Source organism: Paenibacillus sp. 37, assembly GCF_008386395.1.
GTDB classification, from domain to species: domain Bacteria; phylum Bacillota; class Bacilli; order Paenibacillales; family Paenibacillaceae; genus Paenibacillus; species Paenibacillus amylolyticus_B.
Genome location: NZ_CP043761.1, coordinates 4,913,770 through 4,930,874, shown reverse-complemented (window position 1 = coordinate 4,930,874; position 17,105 = coordinate 4,913,770). Strand labels below are relative to the sequence as shown.

The 17,105-nt window shown below is 43.5% G+C and carries 15 protein-coding genes; 12 read left to right on the top strand and 3 right to left on the bottom strand.

All coding sequences use genetic code 11. From position 1 onward, the window contains the following. The first annotated feature begins 65 nt into the window (after window positions 1-65). Window positions 66-518, top strand: a complete 453-nt coding sequence (locus tag F0220_RS21220) for a pyridoxamine 5'-phosphate oxidase family protein (RefSeq protein ID WP_105599717.1) — start codon at window positions 66-68, stop codon at window positions 516-518. Window positions 519-525: 7 nt separating this feature from the next. Here the strand turns inward: F0220_RS21220 and F0220_RS21215 are convergent, their stop codons facing one another. Continuing rightward, window positions 526-1,224, bottom strand: coding sequence for a YhcN/YlaJ family sporulation lipoprotein (locus tag F0220_RS21215; protein WP_091014038.1), 699 nt, complete (start codon window positions 1,222-1,224; stop codon window positions 526-528). A gap of 152 nt (window positions 1,225-1,376) precedes the next feature. Between F0220_RS21215 and F0220_RS21210 the strand changes: the two genes are divergently transcribed. Together F0220_RS21210 and F0220_RS21205 are read left to right on the top strand one after the other, a co-directional pair. After that, window positions 1,377-2,711: a PhoH family protein gene (locus F0220_RS21210; RefSeq protein WP_024628438.1), complete on the top strand. Its 1,335-nt coding sequence runs from the start codon at window positions 1,377-1,379 to the stop codon at window positions 2,709-2,711. 222 nt (window positions 2,712-2,933) lie between these two features. Continuing rightward, window positions 2,934-4,205 (top strand): ABC transporter substrate-binding protein, encoded by a 1,272-nt coding sequence (locus F0220_RS21205; protein ID WP_105599715.1) that lies wholly within the window; start codon window positions 2,934-2,936, stop codon window positions 4,203-4,205. A 102-nt stretch (window positions 4,206-4,307) separates the two neighbouring features. On the opposite strand, the gene F0220_RS21200 is transcribed toward F0220_RS21205, so the two are convergent. Next, window positions 4,308-5,387, bottom strand: a complete 1,080-nt coding sequence (locus F0220_RS21200; protein WP_105599713.1) for a hypothetical protein — start codon at window positions 5,385-5,387, stop codon at window positions 4,308-4,310. Window positions 5,388-5,570: 183 nt separating this feature from the next. Then, window positions 5,571-5,807: a DUF2626 domain-containing protein gene (locus F0220_RS21195; RefSeq protein WP_076332330.1), complete on the bottom strand. Its 237-nt coding sequence runs from the start codon at window positions 5,805-5,807 to the stop codon at window positions 5,571-5,573. 314 nt (window positions 5,808-6,121) lie between these two features. Here F0220_RS21195 and F0220_RS21190 point away from each other — a divergent pair, with 314 nt between their 5' ends. The 9 genes from F0220_RS21190 to F0220_RS21150 all read left to right on the top strand — a co-directional run bounded on the left by F0220_RS21190 (window position 6,122) and on the right by F0220_RS21150 (window position 17,045). Further along, window positions 6,122-6,772: an RsfA family transcriptional regulator gene (locus F0220_RS21190; RefSeq protein WP_076211575.1), complete on the top strand. Its 651-nt coding sequence runs from the start codon at window positions 6,122-6,124 to the stop codon at window positions 6,770-6,772. Window positions 6,773-6,923: 151 nt separating this feature from the next. Beyond that, window positions 6,924-7,883 carry a ketopantoate reductase family protein gene (locus F0220_RS21185; RefSeq protein WP_105599712.1) on the top strand — a complete coding sequence of 320 codons (960 nt, stop codon included), beginning with the start codon at window positions 6,924-6,926 and terminating at the stop codon, window positions 7,881-7,883. Next, entirely contained in the window at window positions 7,883-8,257 is a 375-nt protein-coding gene (locus F0220_RS21180) for a DUF3397 domain-containing protein (RefSeq protein ID WP_105599710.1), read from the top strand. The genes F0220_RS21185 and F0220_RS21180 overlap by 1 nt, the downstream gene beginning before the upstream one ends. Window positions 8,258-8,410: 153 nt before the next feature. Beyond that, window positions 8,411-10,108 carry a peptide ABC transporter substrate-binding protein gene (locus F0220_RS21175; RefSeq protein ID WP_076211569.1) on the top strand — a complete coding sequence of 566 codons (1,698 nt, stop codon included), beginning with the start codon at window positions 8,411-8,413 and terminating at the stop codon, window positions 10,106-10,108. 189 nt (window positions 10,109-10,297) lie between these two features. Beyond that, window positions 10,298-11,230, top strand: coding sequence for an ABC transporter permease (locus F0220_RS21170; RefSeq protein ID WP_036614893.1), 933 nt, complete (start codon window positions 10,298-10,300; stop codon window positions 11,228-11,230). A gap of 47 nt (window positions 11,231-11,277) precedes the next feature. Continuing rightward, the gene (locus tag F0220_RS21165) at window positions 11,278-12,159 is read left to right on the top strand and encodes an ABC transporter permease (RefSeq protein ID WP_370511422.1); all 882 of its coding nucleotides are present in this window, start codon (window positions 11,278-11,280) and stop codon (window positions 12,157-12,159) included. A gap of 17 nt (window positions 12,160-12,176) precedes the next feature. Beyond that, the gene (locus tag F0220_RS21160; protein ID WP_105599709.1) at window positions 12,177-13,946 is read left to right on the top strand and encodes an ABC transporter ATP-binding protein; all 1,770 of its coding nucleotides are present in this window, start codon (window positions 12,177-12,179) and stop codon (window positions 13,944-13,946) included. 157 nt (window positions 13,947-14,103) lie between these two features. Next, window positions 14,104-15,735, top strand: a complete 1,632-nt coding sequence (bshC, locus tag F0220_RS21155) for a bacillithiol biosynthesis cysteine-adding enzyme BshC (protein ID WP_105599707.1) — start codon at window positions 14,104-14,106, stop codon at window positions 15,733-15,735. A gap of 44 nt (window positions 15,736-15,779) precedes the next feature. After that, on the top strand, window positions 15,780-17,045 hold the full coding sequence (locus tag F0220_RS21150) for an adenosylhomocysteinase (protein WP_047843755.1): 1,266 nt from the start codon (window positions 15,780-15,782) through the stop codon (window positions 17,043-17,045). Window positions 17,046-17,105: the final 60 nt, after the last annotated feature.

Here is a 17,105-nt window from a genome sequence, read left to right as displayed (position 1 = left end):
CGGTATGCTATAATAACATAAACCAAGTACAAGAATTGCATAAAGAAGGTTAGGGGGCTGGTTGAATGTCCGAAGCCGTCACACAATTAACTGAATCTCTTTTACAGCAATTCAAGAATGAGACCTTTGTGCTTTTGAGCACAGTGGATGGAGAATCCGGAGGTCCGACTTCAACAGCCATCTCCTGGATTTATGCGGAGAATGCTTCTACTTTTCGTGTAGCGATCGATCATCGTTCACGTTTAGTGAATAACATGATTACTAATCCGCTCATTACGGTTACTGTCTTTGGAGAAGAGACGGTGTACGCAGTGAACGGACGTGCTGCGGTACGACAAGATCCTCTACTGGATGTTCCATTTAATATGTGCTGTTTCGACATTACCATTGAAGCGGTGAGGAATGCTCTGTTTTACGGCGCTCAATTGTCCTCTGTGCCTCAATATGTCAAAATATATGATCAGCGTGCTGCTGAGAAATTAGATGAGCAGGTTTTTGCTGCCATGAAAAAAGCCTAGTGAGAGATCACTGGGCTTTTTGTTGTCTTTTGTCTGATGAATGCAGCTGCTGCATTTGTTGTTTTTGACTCACGTGTTCATCCGGATTTTGACGGACTTTGACGTCTTTCGGGAGTTGAGGGATAATTCGTCCCACCATGTCAGCGAGTTCTGAAGCAAAACCCGAAATTGGGTGCCCTTGACGAATATGTTCACCGATCTCTTTAATTCGTTCAGTGACATCTGCATCAGCAGTAACGATGGAATCTATACCTTCGGGGTCTTTGCGAAGTGCTTCGGCAACAGCGTACTTAATGGTACCCACCCGAGCACGTTCCAGTTCACCATCAACATCGATGCCAACTACGGCTGTATTACCGAGTATGACGCAGTTCGCATCTTCAACACCTTCTACTTGCTTGGCAAGGGCTTTAAGGTGATTGATTCGTTTTTCATTTGGCATCCGGCCACTCTGTGCATCATCAGCAATGTTGGTATCATGGACTTCACCTGTATTCTCATTGAGACGATCCAAACGTGAAGGATTCATCCGATCTTCCTGTGCATTGAGCATGTGAGATCCTTTCCCTTGATCTTGCTGAGTTGTTACATTTCCTCCGTAGCTTCTTGGATGTGACGTATGCGGTTCCTGAGAAGCGCTGCGTGTGGAACTGTTGCAACCTGTAAGTATAAAGATCAGAAGCAGCGTGCAAACCCATATTTTCATAAATGTTCATCCTTTCTTGGAGTTTTTCAGAATGGTTGACAATTATTTTGCCCTAGTCGAATACATTTATGTATGGGATCATGATTGTCCATGCCGCTGCTGAAAGATCACACTATTCATGCCTTTAACGACGCCGCTTTGGAGGGGATTGAATGAAAAAGATTTTTGTATTGGATACCAACGTGCTTCTGCATGACCCCAATGCCATATTTGCCTTTGAGGAACATGAGGTAATCATTCCCGCGGTTGTACTGGAGGAGATCGACTCCAAAAAAAGAAATGCTGATGAAATTGGGCGTAATGCCCGTAATGTATCCAGACTGTTAGATGGATTACGAGAGCTGGGTCACTTGCACAGTGGGGTACCTTTGGCTAATGGAGGTAACCTGAAAGTAGAGCTGAATCATCGGAGTTTCGTGAAAGTTCAGGAAATGTTTGGTGAAGTGTCCAATGATAATCGTATTTTAGCTGTCGCACTGAATTATCAGATTGAGGAGAATGAAAAGGAAGTAGTCGAACGTCAGGTTGTGCTTGTCAGTAAAGATGTACTTGTGCGTATTAAAGCGGATGTACTTGGTCTGTTCACACAGGATTACTTATCAGATCGGACGGCAGGACTCAGTGAGTTATATCCAGGATATACGGCCCTAAAAGTTCATCCGTCAGTGATTGATGAGTTTTACACATATCGTTTTTTACCAATCAAACCGTTGCAGTTGTCTTATTCGTTGTATCCGAATGAATTTGTCATTCTTAAAGATGAGATGGGAACCAATAAATCGGCTTTGCTTAAAGTGAACACAGAGGGAACAAAGCTGGAGCCGCTTTTCCTCAGTAATGATAATGTCTGGGGCATTAGCGCACGTAACGCACAACAACGTATGGCATTGGAACTGCTTTTGAATGATGACATCCCGCTTGTTACCATCACTGGTAAAGCCGGAACAGGGAAAACCTTGCTGGCACTTGCAGCAGGTCTGCTTAAGGTAGAGGATGATCATAAATACAAAAAACTGTTGATCGCTCGTCCTGTCGTTCCGATGGGGAAAGATATCGGTTATTTGCCTGGTGAGAAGGAAGAAAAGCTTCGTCCATGGATGCAGCCGATTTATGATAATCTGGAGTTTCTGTTTGACACCAAAAAAGCCGGAGATATCGATAAAATCCTAATGGGGCTTGGCAGTATTCAGGTGGAGGCTTTAACGTATATTCGTGGAAGATCGATACCTGGACAGTTTATCATTATTGATGAAGCCCAGAATCTGTCGCGCCACGAAGTGAAGACCATTGTATCAAGGGTCGGTGAAGGCAGTAAAATTATTTTGATGGGAGACCCCGAGCAGATAGACCATCCGTATCTTGATTCTGCGAGTAACGGCCTGACGTATATCGTGGAACGATTCAAACAAGAGGGAATCAGCGGACACATCATGCTCGAAAAAGGAGAACGGTCCAAGCTGGCACAGCTTGCAGCTGATTTGTTGTAACATTCAGGGGATTTATTTCCCGGAAAATGTTGTTATTAAAGCCGGCTCCTGGAGCCGGTTTTTTGCTGAAAAAATAAGTAAGCGTTATTACACAGAACTCGATATGCTCGTATTATGCAAAAATCAGAAAAAGTGTTTTTCGGCAGGGTAGGACAAGAGCACTACTTATTTGTTACAATAATTGCTGCAGGAAAAAACTAGGTGGAACAGGGAGGGAAGTTAATGAAGCGTAGACATCAGGTTGTTTTGTTCGCGGTATTGCTGCTTTCGTTAACGATCTTGTCACCGAGTTTTGACTTTAGAGGTTCGCAGCTCAATCAGGAACGCGATCAGGAGAAGGATGCTTTTCCTGGGTCTTCGTCCCGTAATGAAGATGCTCAAGCTCCGCTGGAGATTGTAGTCGCCATGTCGGATGAAGAGTTTCAAGCCTTTCAAAAAATAGCTAAAGAAGTTGCTGCTTCCCAGCTGGTAGAGATTAATCTTCGGAATGAGAAGCCGGATACATATAAGCATGTTTTGGATCTTGAATTTTCACTAGGAGAGAACGGTGATGTTGTTCTGCTTGATAGTGAGGAAGTGCAATACTATGCCCAAAAAGGGTACCTGTATCCGTTAAACGGAACAACATTATCAAAGTCGCTTGGAGATACGGTAGTTGGATTACGGGGAATGACAGAGTGGAATGGTTATCAATGGGGGATGCCTTTTGATTTTGATCCCTACATTCTGGCTGCACAATCTTCATTTCTGAAGAGAGCTGGAATGGAGTCATTACCTCACAATAAAGATCAGTGGATCAAACTTACTCAACAAGCCATTGCCGAAGGAATCCCTTTAATTACAATGAACATCAATGATATGTACGGGACAAATGCGTGGTTAAATCATTTGGAACCGAGGATGGCACCTGATCAAGTTAATCAAACGCAATTAGATTCGCAACCGGGGGATCTCCAACAGGGGATTCAATTGATGAATCACATTCAACCTCATATAATGGCCCAGTCTACCTATCCAATGTTCTCATCAACTGCTGACGAGAATAACATACCGATGGTTGTATCCTTGTTATCTCAATTATTAAGTGCTGATCAATCGAGTACAGTTCATAAAGATTCTTTAGAGCGCATTTCTTTTGAATCCTTGGAAACTGTAAGCTCCAGAAGTCTTGTCATTACTTCGGGTTCGGTTGAGGCAGAGGAGGCCAGTAGATGGATTGAAGGAATGACGTCCGCTACGACACAGTTAAAATGGTACCAGGAGGTCAACCGATTGCCGGCAAAGCAACAGGAACTGGATTTGGAGTCTGATAAACTTACTCGACGTTATGAAATGACAAAGAGACATTCCTGGTTCTCAACAACCCAAGATGCCCCTGCTGCAACGACCGAAAGGCTCGCTCTAATAACTCGTTTTCATAAAAAGGTACAACAATTCTTAAAGGGAGAGATTACAGCGAATCAATACGTAAATAGTATTAGAACGACGAACTAACCTTTTAGTTCCTGTTCAAAAAAAAGTCTGGATTTTAACTTTAATGCCAGGGATGCCATTAGGCATCCTTTTTAATTTAAGCAGACTTTTGGAACAATCTCTTTAAAATGATATAGCTAGTTTTACTTCCAGTATGCCTTCACTTGTTGAAACATCGGTTGCTTTCACAAACGAGAGGATTTTCTGTGGATAAAACCCAAGGTCAAATTCTTTTTCCAGCATTCGGCGAGTGGTGTCTGGTAATTCAAGTTGGTTGAATACAAGTTTGTCCACATGAAAACGAATGGAGTTTTGAGGTTCATTTTCTACCGTATAATGTCCTTCAATGCTTAATTGCAACTGATCCCGCTGACCGGAAGCTATGATCTTATCCTGATTAAACTGAAAGGCAAAGTCTTCAAAGATGGGATTTTGCGAACGTAAAAATGCATTAAGCTCATCCTGCCCAATACGAATCGTATACGTTGTTCCAGTTGTGGATATGCCTCCGTTTTGTTTTTGGATAAAGTCAGGCAGGTTCTGCATGGCAGATGCCAATGCTTTGAAATATCGTTTCACCTCATAGATGCCGATATTCTCCCAATAGAGGGTCAGTTCATCCATCAGTTTCTGAATCGCTGCCGCATCTCCGCTGGTGGCTATTTGGGCATCTACTTCTTTTTGCAAGGTGACTACACGTTCCCGCTGGTTTTGAAGATTAGTCTTCATTTCGGTTAGTTCTGCTGTAGTCTGACGAATCTGAGTGGAAGTCTGTTGCAGGTTGCGGTACCGGTCCTGATACTTGTCCAGCACAGCCTGATCCCGTCCAATAATAATCTGGTAATAATCATACAGTACAAACAGGTCTTTGAATGACCGGGCTCCCAGGACCGTCATAAGAAGACTGTCGCGTTCTCCAGTATAGTAGGACCTCACTACAGCTCCGGCCCGATCTTGCTGAATATGTATCTGTTCTTCTTGATCCTGAAGCTGGACAGATAATGTCTCGTATTGTTGAGCCAGCTGCTTCTGTCTGCCTGCGATACGTTCAATTTCGTGATCGATTTCAACGATGGATAGACTTTTTTGCAATATCTCACGTGTATCCTCAGGTGAAGACTCTCCATAGGCATAGGTTGAGGGTAGTTGCAGGAATACGATGATGCATAATATAAATGCGGCAATGCCGTTATGACGTCTCAACGATCATTCTCCTTTCCACTTCTTCAATGACAATAGTACAGGCTAGTTGTCTTCCAGACAATATATGAAACAATTACGTGAATTATCCTTAGTGGTTACATAACACCATGAACAACCATTTAATCTGAACACAACAAAAAAGCAACCCGACAGATATCGGATTACTTTGATGCTGCAGGTGGATTATAGCGGCAAACCCATTTGGAATACGGTCCAGTAGCTGAACCCCGTGAATGTGACGATCATATAACCCCAGAAGAGCAATATGTACGTTCTTTCAGTAAATTTCAAGTATCCCAAAATGACAAAAAACGCAGTCTGCAGGAAAAAAAGCAAAGCCATTTCGACCAGATCTCCCGCAAAAGCCATCAGGCCAATCGCAAGCGTGAAGAACCCGAGTACCCGAAACATGCGTGCCACGGTAAATCCTCCTCTCCTAAGTACGTTCATAGATTGTCTACACAACATTATACCGGGAAAGGAAAAACGTGTAAACAAATTTGGATATGAAAGCGAATTCTTTTTTTGCTCAAAGTAAGTATAGAGGGATATGTTTTACGTGAGTCACGTATGAGCAAGCCTGAATGTGGAAATACATTTTAGTATGAAATCAATTCTATGAACTCTATGAGAGGCATAAGAATGAATGAAGCAGCTTTTATACCTAATTCACATACCGGGCTTCCGGTAATGCGGACGGTTATTTTAGGATGTTGTTAGGAGGGTATTATAGCATGACTGCAGTGAGACAGGATGCTTGGAGTACAGAGGACGATTTGATATTGGCTGAGGTTACTTTGCGTCATATTCGGGAAGGCAGTACACAATTGGCCGCTTTTGAAGAGGTAGGCGAAAAAATAGGCAGAACATCTGCCGCATGCGGTTTTCGCTGGAACAGTTGTGTACGTAAAAAGTATGATTCTGCCATCAGTAACGCCAAGGCACAACGACAAAAACGAAGTTATCTCAGAAAGCAACCAGCTATGCTCGGACCGCAGGTTGCAGCATTGTCTACCCTGGACACTGAAGAACATCTGTACAAATCAGATGGGATTTCAGACGATTCATTATCGATGGATGCAGTAATCCGCTTCCTGCGACAATGGAAGGGAACCGTGCAGGAGAGCAATCGTCAACTCAAGATGCTGGAGAAGGAGCTTCGCGAGAAAGAAGATGAATTGCTTGAACTACGTCTTGAGAATGACCGTCTTTCCAAGGAAGTGAATGAAGTGCAGACGGATTACCGTGTGGTGAATGACGACTACAAAGCTTTGATTCAGATTATGGATCGGGCTCGCAGACTCGCATTTTTGTCCGAAGAAGAAGAGGAACTTAAGACACGTTTCAAGATGGATGCCAACGGAAATCTGGAACGAATTGAGTAACAAATTCAGACGTTTGATTTGTGAAAGTCAGGTATGAACCCGCCACACCTCCGTTACACAACGGCAGGTATGACGGGTTTTTAGTTTGGTGTTTTTGTTCTATTATAGATAATAGAAGAGAAACTACTGAAGCGGAGAGGAAGTGCATCATATGATCATTGACATCGTAGGAGCGGGGGCACTGGGTCTTTTGTATGGCGGGAAACTGCTGGCGTCAGGTAACCAGGTCAGATTTTGGACCAGAACAACAGCTCAGGCAGACCTCCTCAGCCATAATGGAGTAACCATTGTAGAACAAGACGAGGAGATACATATTCTACCGGATCAAATACAGGCGAAACCAATAAGTGAGCTGACTGACACATGGAAGAATACACCAGGAGAATGGTTACTGCTCATGGTTAAGCAGACAAGCATGGATGATTTCATTCATGAGATGAGTCCATTACAAGATCATGTGCTGAATATCGCTTGTTTTCAGAATGGGATGGGCCATCTGGCAAAACTTCAAGCCGCTTTGCCAAAGTCGCTTCTGTGTAGTGCAGTTACAACAGAAGGTGCGAAGCGTACACAAAGTCAGGTGACTCGTGCAGGTACAGGTGAAACCAGGCTGGGGAGGTACAACATACATATAGTAGCTTCTACCTCTATAGAGGAGAAGAGAACATTTACTCTGTCGGGATCGTTGCAGCAGGCAGGATTTGACTGTACAGTGTCGAATGAAATCGATAAGCTGATATACAGGAAACTATTGATTAATTCAGTCATTAACCCGCTCACGGCAGTATGGCGAATCCCTAATGGAGAATTGATCGTTAAAGAAGAACGAAAGAGGCTAATGCGCCAGTTATATGATGAAGTATTGTTAATCTACTCTGCAAGTGGAATATGTTTGGATCAGGATATGTGGGATCAACTGATATCGGTCTGTCGTTCTACTGCCACGAATACTTCCTCCATGCTCGCAGATGTTCTCGCTGGACGTGGTACAGAAGTGAGGTCAATTAACGGTCATATTGTAAATATGGCGCAGAAGTTGGACCTTGTTGCACCCACACATGAAATACTGCTTCATCTGATTGAAGGAATGCAACCGGAAGGAGTGAATTAATGGGACTTTTTATTGTGTTGAGCATATTGCCCTTTTTTCCGTTCTTTCTTGTCTATTGGGGCATGTACGTATGGAAAAAAGACAAACGGAACGCCATGCGGATGGCAATGGATGTAACTACTTTTTTTCTTGTTTTTTCAGTATCGGCGTTATTCAACTTAACATTTGATTCGAGTTTTGGTTTTTATCTGACATTATTACTCATACTACTAGCACTTGGATTTATCGGAGGTGCGCAAAATCGACTAAAGGGGAAGGTCGATGGGGGGAGAATGTTCCGGGCCGTATGGCGCATGGCCTTCATCATTATGAGTTTTGGGTATATTTTGTTTACTTTATTTGGATTATTTAGATACTTAATGAAACAGATGTAAGGTTACATAACGCAAAAGAGGCAAAAAATGTGTCGATTTTGTCGAATACTGAAAAAAACATTACTTTCTGAAAAAGTAATGTAGATTTTTTTGACCGGTGGTTGTATAATCTATAAACATATAAACCATATCAATTTAGGGGGAACGTGTTAGATGAAAAGGAAAAGTCTATTAGTCCTTTTGACGCTGATTTTGGCGTTCGGTACCGTACTTGCAGCGTGCGGATCGAAAAACGAAGGCACAGGTAACACCGATACTGGTTCTGCAAACGAAGGAAATGGTCTTGCTAAAGATCAAATTCTGAAAATCAACCTGTCAGCTGAACCTCCTACGTTGGACCCGGCTCAAGCAAAAGACAGCCAAACCAACACAGTTTTGAAATTCTTGTACGAAGGTCTTGTACGCATCGATGCTGATGGTAAAGAACAAGCAGGCGTAGCTAAAGACTGGACAATCTCCGAAGATGGTTTGAAATATGTTTTCAACCTGAACCCGGATGCTAAATGGAGCAACGGTGATGCAATCACTGCCGAAGACTTTGTTCGTTCTTGGGAACGTGCTTTGAAACCGGAAACAGCTTCTCCATATGCTTACCAATTGTACTACATCAAAGGTGCTGAAGGTTACAACCTCAGCAAAGATGAAACATACAAAGGTACTAAAGTCACAGATTTTTCACAAGTAGGCGTTAAAGCTACTGATGAGCACACATTGGAAGTAACGTTGGAAAACCCAACACCTTACTTCTTAGGTCTGACAGCATTCTACACGTACTACCCAGTACATGCATCTGCTGACACAAATGACAAATTCTTCACAGACTACAAAAACATGATTGTTAACGGACCATTTGTAATGGATCAATATTCTAAAGGTCAAAAAATTGTTGTGAAGAAAAACGATGGTTATCATGCAGCTGCCGATATTAAATTGGCTCAAATCGATATGTCTCTGACAAACAGCAGTGCTTCCGAGCTGCAAGCTTACAAATCAGGACAATTGGACTACACTGGTGCACCTAACGGTGAAATTCCATCCGACCAAATTCCTTCTGTAAAAGCGGAATTGCCGGACGAGTTCAAAGCTACTGGTATTGCAAGTACGTACTACTATCAGTTCAACGTAAACGAAGCACCATTTAACAACGTTAAAATCCGTAAAGCATTTGCAATGGCAATTCAACGTCAGCTGATTGTTGACAAAGTTACACAAGGTGGACAAATTCCAGCATTCGGCTTTGTACCTCCAGGTATCCGTGGTGAAAACGGCGAATTCCGTGATGAGCACAAAGACGATTACTTCACAGAAAATGTGGAAGAAGCTAAAGCATTGCTTGCTGAAGGTATGAAAGAAGAAGGTTACACAACATTGCCAGCTGTTACGTTGATCTACAACACTAGTGATGGTCACGCAAAAATCGCTTTGGCGGTTGCTGACATGTGGAAACAAAATCTTGGTGTTGATGTGAAAACAGAAAACCAAGAGTGGGGCGTATTCCTTGAGAACCGTCAAAACCAAAACTTCCAAGTAGCTCGTGCAGGTTGGTCTGCTGACTACAACGATCCATACAACTTCTTGGAAATGTGGACTACTGGAAACACAAACAATGATTCCAAATTCAGCAACGAACAGTATGACAAAGATGTTAAAGAAACTGTAAAATCTGCTGATCCAGCTGCACGTATGGCTGCATTTGCTGACGCTGAGAAAATCCTGATTCAAGATGAAATGGGCGTTATGCCAATCTATTACTACACTAACGTATCTTTGACCAAGCCTTACCTGAAAGGCGTACAACTTGATTTCAGTGGAGCTATTGACTTCACGCGTGCATATCTGGAAGAGAAATAAGTTGTTCTGAAGTCTAATATGAATACTTCGGGATATATATGTGGAATGCCATATATATCCCGATTTTTTGTATGTGTACCGATTTTCCTTATAATTCTTGAAATTTCCGATAAATGGATTGGACTTTATTTCTGTCTAATTCTACAATCGATTTGTATACAAAATATTGTTTGTGGAGGTGTGCAAGGGTTGGTTAAGTATGTGTTGAAAAAACTATTATTTATGCTGCTATCGCTTTTCATACTCGCATCTGCAACCTTCTTCCTGATGAAGGCTATTCCGGGTGACCCTTTTACATCCGAGAAAAAAGTGTCGCCTGAAATTCGGGTCTTGCTGGAACAGAAGTATGGATTGGACAAACCGATGTATGAACAATACCTGAAGTATATGGGTGGAATCATTAAGGGAGATTTCGGAGTCTCAATGAAATATCTCAATCGAGATGTAGCCGGAATGATCGGCGAAACATTCACCGCTTCGCTGAAGCTTGGAGTATTTGCAATTGTTATCTCCATTATCGTGGGTGTTCTGCTGGGCCTTATTGCTGCAGTTTACCATCGTAAACTCATTGATGATATCACGATGATCCTGGCTGTCATAGGGATAGCTGTTCCGAGCTTCTTGCTTGCCTCACTATTGCAGTACCTCTTTGCTACTAAGTTAGGCTGGTTTAACGTTATGGGCTTTGATGGTCCATTGGATTATGTTCTTCCGGTTGCAGCGCTATCTGCATCTCCGATTGCTTTTATCGCTCGTTTGACGCGTTCAAGCATGCTTGAAGTATTACATGCAGATTATATCAAAACAGCTAAAGCCAAAGGTCTGAAATGGCCTGCAATTATGTTTAAACACGTTGTAAGAAACGGTATTCTACCAGTAGTAACTTATGTTGGTCCAATGACAGCGAATATCATCACAGGTTCCGTTGTAATTGAACAGATCTTTAACATCGGGGGAATTGGTAAAGTATTCGTAGAGAGTATCACAAACCGTGATTACACTATGATCATGGGGATTACGATTTTCTATGGTATCCTCCTGATGTTGGCTCGTTTCTTTACGGATATCGCTTACGTGCTGATTGATCCTAGAATTAAGCTGGAAAGCCGGAAGGGGGCATAACGTTGTCTGGCACGAATAATAAAAAGAATGAAACGGCGAACACGAACCTGACTAGTCAGGCAGCGGTTAAACCGCAAGAAAGTGTATCCCTTTTTAAAGATGCCATGTACAGACTTGCAACCAATAAGGCTGCTATGATCAGTCTGAGTGTATTGGTTCTTGTCGTGATTTTCTCTTTGATTGGTCCAACTTCTTTGTTTACAAGTTATAATTATTATTCCAATGATTTGTTGAATGCCAATGCAGCGCCGAGTGCGGAGCACTGGTTCGGTACGGACGAGCTTGGTCGTGACGTGTGGGTAAGAACTTGGGTAGGAGCACGTGTATCCCTTACTGTAGGTTTGGCCGCAGCCTTGATTGACCTTGTTATCGGGGTTATTTATGGAGCGATCATGGGTTTCTACGGTGGACGTGTAGATGGAATTATGAACAAGTTTTCCGAAATCCTTTACTCCTTGCCGTACATGCTTGTTGTAATTTTGTTGCTGGTTGTACTGGAACCAAGTCTGACAACGATTATCATTGCCCTCACCATCACAGGCTGGATCAGCATGTCATGGATTGTGCGTGGTGAAATTATGCAACTCAAAAACAGAGACTTTATTCTTGCTGCAAGGTCCATGGGAGCAAGCACAGGGCGTCAATTGTTCCGTCATTTGCTACCCAATGCAATAGGACCGATTCTTGTAACATTGACATTGTCTATTCCAAATGCAATCTTTGCCGAAGCGTTCCTGAGCTTCCTTGGATTGGGTGTATCAGCACCAAGATCTTCACTTGGTTCTATGATCAATGATGCACTTACAGGCTGGACGCTATTCCCGTGGCGGATGTGGTTCCCAGCAGGTCTGATGGTTCTTACAATGCTTGCATTTAACTTGCTCGGAGACGGTCTGCGCGACGCACTAGATCCGAAATTACGTAAATAGAAACAGGAGGTGGGATTATGGAGCCGATTTTAACTGTCAAAGACCTGAGTGTGTCGTTCTCAACACGTTCTGGTGAATTTGATGCCGTTAAACATGTGAGTTTTGAACTTGGCAAAGGAGAGACGCTGGGGATCGTAGGTGAATCGGGTAGTGGTAAGAGTGTTACCGCCCAAACCATCATGAAATTGATTCCCTCCCCGCCTTCGAAGGTCAAAAGCGGAGAAATTACTTTTCACGGGCAAGACCTGCTGAATAAGACAGACAAACAAATGGAAGCGATTCGTGGTAAAGATATCGGTATGATCTTCCAAGATCCAATGACTTCATTGAATCCTACCATTAAAGTTGGTAAACAAATTACTGAAGTATTGCGCAAGCATCAGAACATGTCCAAACAAGCGGCGAATAAAGCGGCTTTGGAGATGCTGGAACTTGTAGGTATTAAAAATGCGGCTATTCGCATGAATCATTATCCTCACCAATTCTCTGGTGGTATGCGTCAGCGTGCCATGATTGCGATCGCGCTTGCATGTCGTCCATCCCTTCTGATTGCGGATGAGCCGACAACTGCACTTGACGTTACAATTCAGGCTCAAATTCTGGATGTCATGAAAGACATGCAGCAAAAGCTGGGAACATCGATCATGCTGATCACGCATGACCTTGGTGTCGTAGCGGGTATGTGTGACCGTGTTGTTGTTATGAAGGAAGGCGAAGTTGTTGAAACAGGAACAACTGCTGAAATCTTTAGTAACCCTCAACATCCATACACCATTAAATTGCTGAATGCTCTGCCTCGTCTGGACGAGCCCAAAAAGGAAAAAGCAGCTCCGGCTGGTATTATCAAAGGCAGCAATAAGCCTCTGGTACAAGTGAAAAACTTGAAACAGTACTTTAATTTGGGTAAAGGTAACATTCTCAAAGCGGTCAATGACGTAAGCTTTGATATCTTTGAAGGTGAAACACTTGGCGTTGTAGGCGAGTCTGGCTGTGGTAAATCAACAACAGGTCGTACCATTCTGCGTCTTTATGAGCCAACTGGCGGAAATGTTAACTTCAACGGAACGGATATCTATAAGTTGTCCCCGCGCAAAATGAAAGAAATGCGTAAAGATATGCAGATGATCTTCCAAGATCCATATGCATCTCTTAACCCGCGTTTCAATGTTATGGATATTATCGGGGAGTCACTCGATATTCATGGCCTGGCTTCCAGCTCTAAAGAGCGCAAGAGACGAGTGGAGGAACTGCTTGATCTGGTAGGTTTGAATCCAAGTCATGCACTTCGTTATCCACATGAATTCTCCGGTGGTCAAAGACAACGGATCGGGATTGCGCGTGCACTTGCTGTAGACCCTAAATTCATCATCTGTGATGAGCCATTGTCTGCACTGGATGTATCCATTCAGGCGCAGGTCGTTAAATTGCTTGAAGAACTTCAGCAACGTCTCGGCTTGACATACCTGTTTATTGCGCATGACTTGTCAATGGTTAAACATATCAGTGACCGTGTAGCTGTAATGTACATGGGTAAAGTGGTTGAGCTCGCAGAAAGTGAAGAACTGTATGCGAACCCTGTCCACCCTTACACCAAAACATTGCTTTCCGCGATCCCTGTACCTGATCCGGAAGTGGAAGCGAACAAACGTCGCATCTTGCTGCCAGAAGAGCATATGAGCCCGATTCAGAATGGATCTGGCGGTCCTGCAAATGATCCGTACAACCTGGAAAATTCTCAATTGATTGAGGTTTCCAAAGGTCACTGGGTTGCAGAACCTTACGTATAATAGGAATATTAAAGCGATATGCTATTATTGATGTATTAAATGCCGCCGACTCGTTCGGCGGTTTTTTTCGTATTTTGATCACTTTCTTTTGACGAAGCGGCCTTGAATTCGGTACAATCAAGAAAGGCTCTTTGAAGCAGAATAGGAGGCAGACCTCATGAACGGTATTACCGAGGCAATCCGCAGCGGATCAAGACTTGCAGAAGATTATATCTGTTCAAGAGATGCTGCGCGTGGCCTTTACGAGTATGACATTCGCTGGGAATCAGGACTTCAGGCGCGTGCCGAGTGGGTGGACCAATCGGAAAACACACGTATTGATCGTCGTGATCTGGCAGAGTATTTACGTATATATAATAAGCGGGTGAACGACCATGGAGAGGTTCATGCGTCCATCACACGTCTTGCAGAACAAGATGCACTAGTGGTTACAGGAGGACAGCAGAGCGGTCTGCTCACCGGACCTCTGTTCGTCATATACAAAGCCGCCAGCGTAGTGGCAGCTGCGCGTGAAGCGGAAGAAAGACTTCAACGCCCGGTAGTCCCAGTATTTTGGATTGCCGGTGAAGACCATGACTGGGATGAGGTTAACCACACTTATCTACCTGATCATCAGGGAGACATGAAGAAGGTTAAGTTACAAGGACGATTCGCAGGAAGGGATTCTGTAAGTAATGTTCATGTGGATTCGCAGCAGTGGGTGAATGTACTCGAACAGGTGGAACATCTTTTACCTGATACGATACATAAACCAGGACTGATGAAATGCATCACAGAGATCCATCAATCCAGTTCAAATCTGAGTGATGCTTTTGCTCGCATGATATCTGCCTTGTTTGCCAGTAGTGGACTTGTTCTAATGGATGCATCGGATCCAGATTTACGCAGGTTGGAACAGCCCGTGTTTGAGCGGTTGATACGAAAAAATGAAGTGCTGCGCAGCGCATACACACAAGGTGCTTCGCTGGTACAACAAGCTGGTTATGCTATGCCTGCCGAAGTAGCGGAGGATGGAGCCAATCTGTTCTATATTCATGAAGGTACGCGTCTGCTCTTGTTGTTGAAGGACGGTCTATATAGTGATCGCAAAGGTTTGGTTTCTTTCACAGAGGAACGTTTGCTTCAGGAACTGGGAGAACATCCGGAGCGCTTCAGTAACAACGTATTGACACGACCATTAATGCAAGATTCCGTGTTGCCTGTAGCCGCTGTTATTTTGGGGCAAGGTGAAATTGCATATTGGGGTTTGACTCGGGAAGCATTCCGTCAGTTCGGCCTGCAAATGCCCATTTTGTTGCCGCGGTTGTCTTTCACCATTATGGAAGATGTTCATCACAAACATATGAAACAATATGGACTTTCTTTTCAGGATGTTCAATATCATATGGAAGAAAAGAAGGAGCAGTGGCTCGCACAGCAGGAGACGTTCCAGGTAGATGAACAGTTTGACAAGGTTCAGGAGGCGTTTCTTGATCTGTATGGACCGTTGCTAGATGAGATTGCGGAGATTCATCCTGGGCTGGAACGAATTGGCGATACCAATTTGAGTAAAATCAACGAGCAAATGCAGTATCTGAAACAGCAGACTCACAAAGCTATCGAAGATAAACACCATGTGAGTCTAAGGCACTGGAACGGCATTCAAAACTCCTTATTCCCAACGGGCAAACCACAGGAACGAGTACATAATGCACTCTTTTACCTGAATCGTTATGGCACCGAGTGGATCGATGAACTGATTAAGGCCTCAAGTGAATTCCTTGGAGAGCACAAGGTTATTGCACTATAGAGTCCTTTATAATAGAAGAAACACATAAACAAGGAGGATATGAAATGACTACACCTGCGTTGCAAAACAGTATTGTTAAAGATATGGGACTCGCTTCAGAGGGTCATCTGAAAATAGACTGGGTAGAGGCACATATGCCGGTATTAAACCGCATTCGTCGCCAATTCGAACAGGATCTGCCTTTCAAAGGTTTGAAGGTCGCGATTTGTCTTCATCTGGAGGCAAAAACAGCTTACTTGGCAAAAGTGATCCAAGCGGGTGGGGCGGAAGTAACGATTACGCACAGTAACCCATTGTCTACACAAGATGATGTCTGCGCAGCATTAGTGGAAGACGGTGTTACAGTATATGCGAAATACAATCCGGAACCTGCGGAATTCAAATCTTTGCAACTGCGTGCGCTTGAAGTGAAGCCTGATCTTATTATTGATGATGGCGGAGACTTTGCAACCATTATTGCATCCGAGCGCCCTGACCTCGCAGCAACAATTCGCGGCGGAGCAGAAGAAACGACAACGGGTATTATTCGTTTGAAAGCATTGGCGAAAGAAGGCCAATTGAAGTTTCCAATGGTTGCAGTTAATGACGCATACTGCAAGTATCTGTTCGATAATCGCTACGGTACAGGACAATCTGCATTCGACGGAATTATTCGTACAACCAACTTGGTTATCGCTGGTAAAAACGTAGTGGTTGCAGGTTATGGCTGGTGTGGTAAAGGTGTAGCGATGCGCGCCAAAGGTCTTGGTGCGAATGTGATCGTAACCGAGATCGATCCAATCAAAGCGGTAGAAGCACACATGGACGGGTTCCGGGTCATGACAATGGTGGAAGCCGCCAAATTGGGCGATTTCTTTATTGCGGTTACAGGCAATAAGGATGTTATCACAGGGGAGCATTACGATGTGATGAAGGATGGAGCGATCCTGAGTAATGCAGGTCACTTTGATGTTGAAGTGAATAAACCTGAACTGGCTAAACGTTCGGAATCGATTCGCACAGTTCGCCGCAACATTGAGGAATATCGTTTCAAAGACGGTCGTAAGATGTACCTTCTCGCAGAAGGTCGTCTTGTGAACCTGGGTGCAGCAGATGGTCACCCTGCCGAAATCATGGATACGACGTTTGCCCTGCAGGCACTTGGTCTGCGTTATGTAAGTGAGAATTATGAAAACTTGGGTAAAAACGTTGTTAATGTACCATATGATATTGACCAGCAGGTTGCCAGCTATAAACTTGAAAGCCTGAATATTGGCATCGACTCCTTGTCAGCTGAGCAAGAGAAATACCTGGATAGCTGGAAATTTTAAGCACTATCCAATAATTACAAGCTGATGAAATGATTCAATAGGTATAGAATGGTTTATTGA

What these genes read in the sequence shown, in the direction of transcription:
- F0220_RS21220 (WP_105599717.1), top strand. Translation starts at nt 66, where the DNA reads ATGTCCGAAGCCGTCACACAATTAACTGAATCTCTTTTACAGCAATTC.
- F0220_RS21215 (WP_091014038.1), bottom strand. Translation starts at nt 1,224, where the DNA reads ATGAAAATATGGGTTTGCACGCTGCTTCTGATCTTTATACTTACAGGT.
- F0220_RS21210 (WP_024628438.1), top strand. Translation starts at nt 1,377, where the DNA reads ATGAAAAAGATTTTTGTATTGGATACCAACGTGCTTCTGCATGACCCC.
- F0220_RS21205 (WP_105599715.1), top strand. Translation starts at nt 2,934, where the DNA reads ATGAAGCGTAGACATCAGGTTGTTTTGTTCGCGGTATTGCTGCTTTCG.
- F0220_RS21190 (WP_076211575.1), top strand. Translation starts at nt 6,122, where the DNA reads ATGACTGCAGTGAGACAGGATGCTTGGAGTACAGAGGACGATTTGATA.
- F0220_RS21185 (WP_105599712.1), top strand. Translation starts at nt 6,924, where the DNA reads ATGATCATTGACATCGTAGGAGCGGGGGCACTGGGTCTTTTGTATGGC.
- F0220_RS21180 (WP_105599710.1), top strand. Translation starts at nt 7,883, where the DNA reads ATGGGACTTTTTATTGTGTTGAGCATATTGCCCTTTTTTCCGTTCTTT.
- F0220_RS21175 (WP_076211569.1), top strand. Translation starts at nt 8,411, where the DNA reads ATGAAAAGGAAAAGTCTATTAGTCCTTTTGACGCTGATTTTGGCGTTC.
- F0220_RS21160 (WP_105599709.1), top strand. Translation starts at nt 12,177, where the DNA reads ATGGAGCCGATTTTAACTGTCAAAGACCTGAGTGTGTCGTTCTCAACA.
- bshC (WP_105599707.1), top strand. Translation starts at nt 14,104, where the DNA reads ATGAACGGTATTACCGAGGCAATCCGCAGCGGATCAAGACTTGCAGAA.
- F0220_RS21150 (WP_047843755.1), top strand. Translation starts at nt 15,780, where the DNA reads ATGACTACACCTGCGTTGCAAAACAGTATTGTTAAAGATATGGGACTC.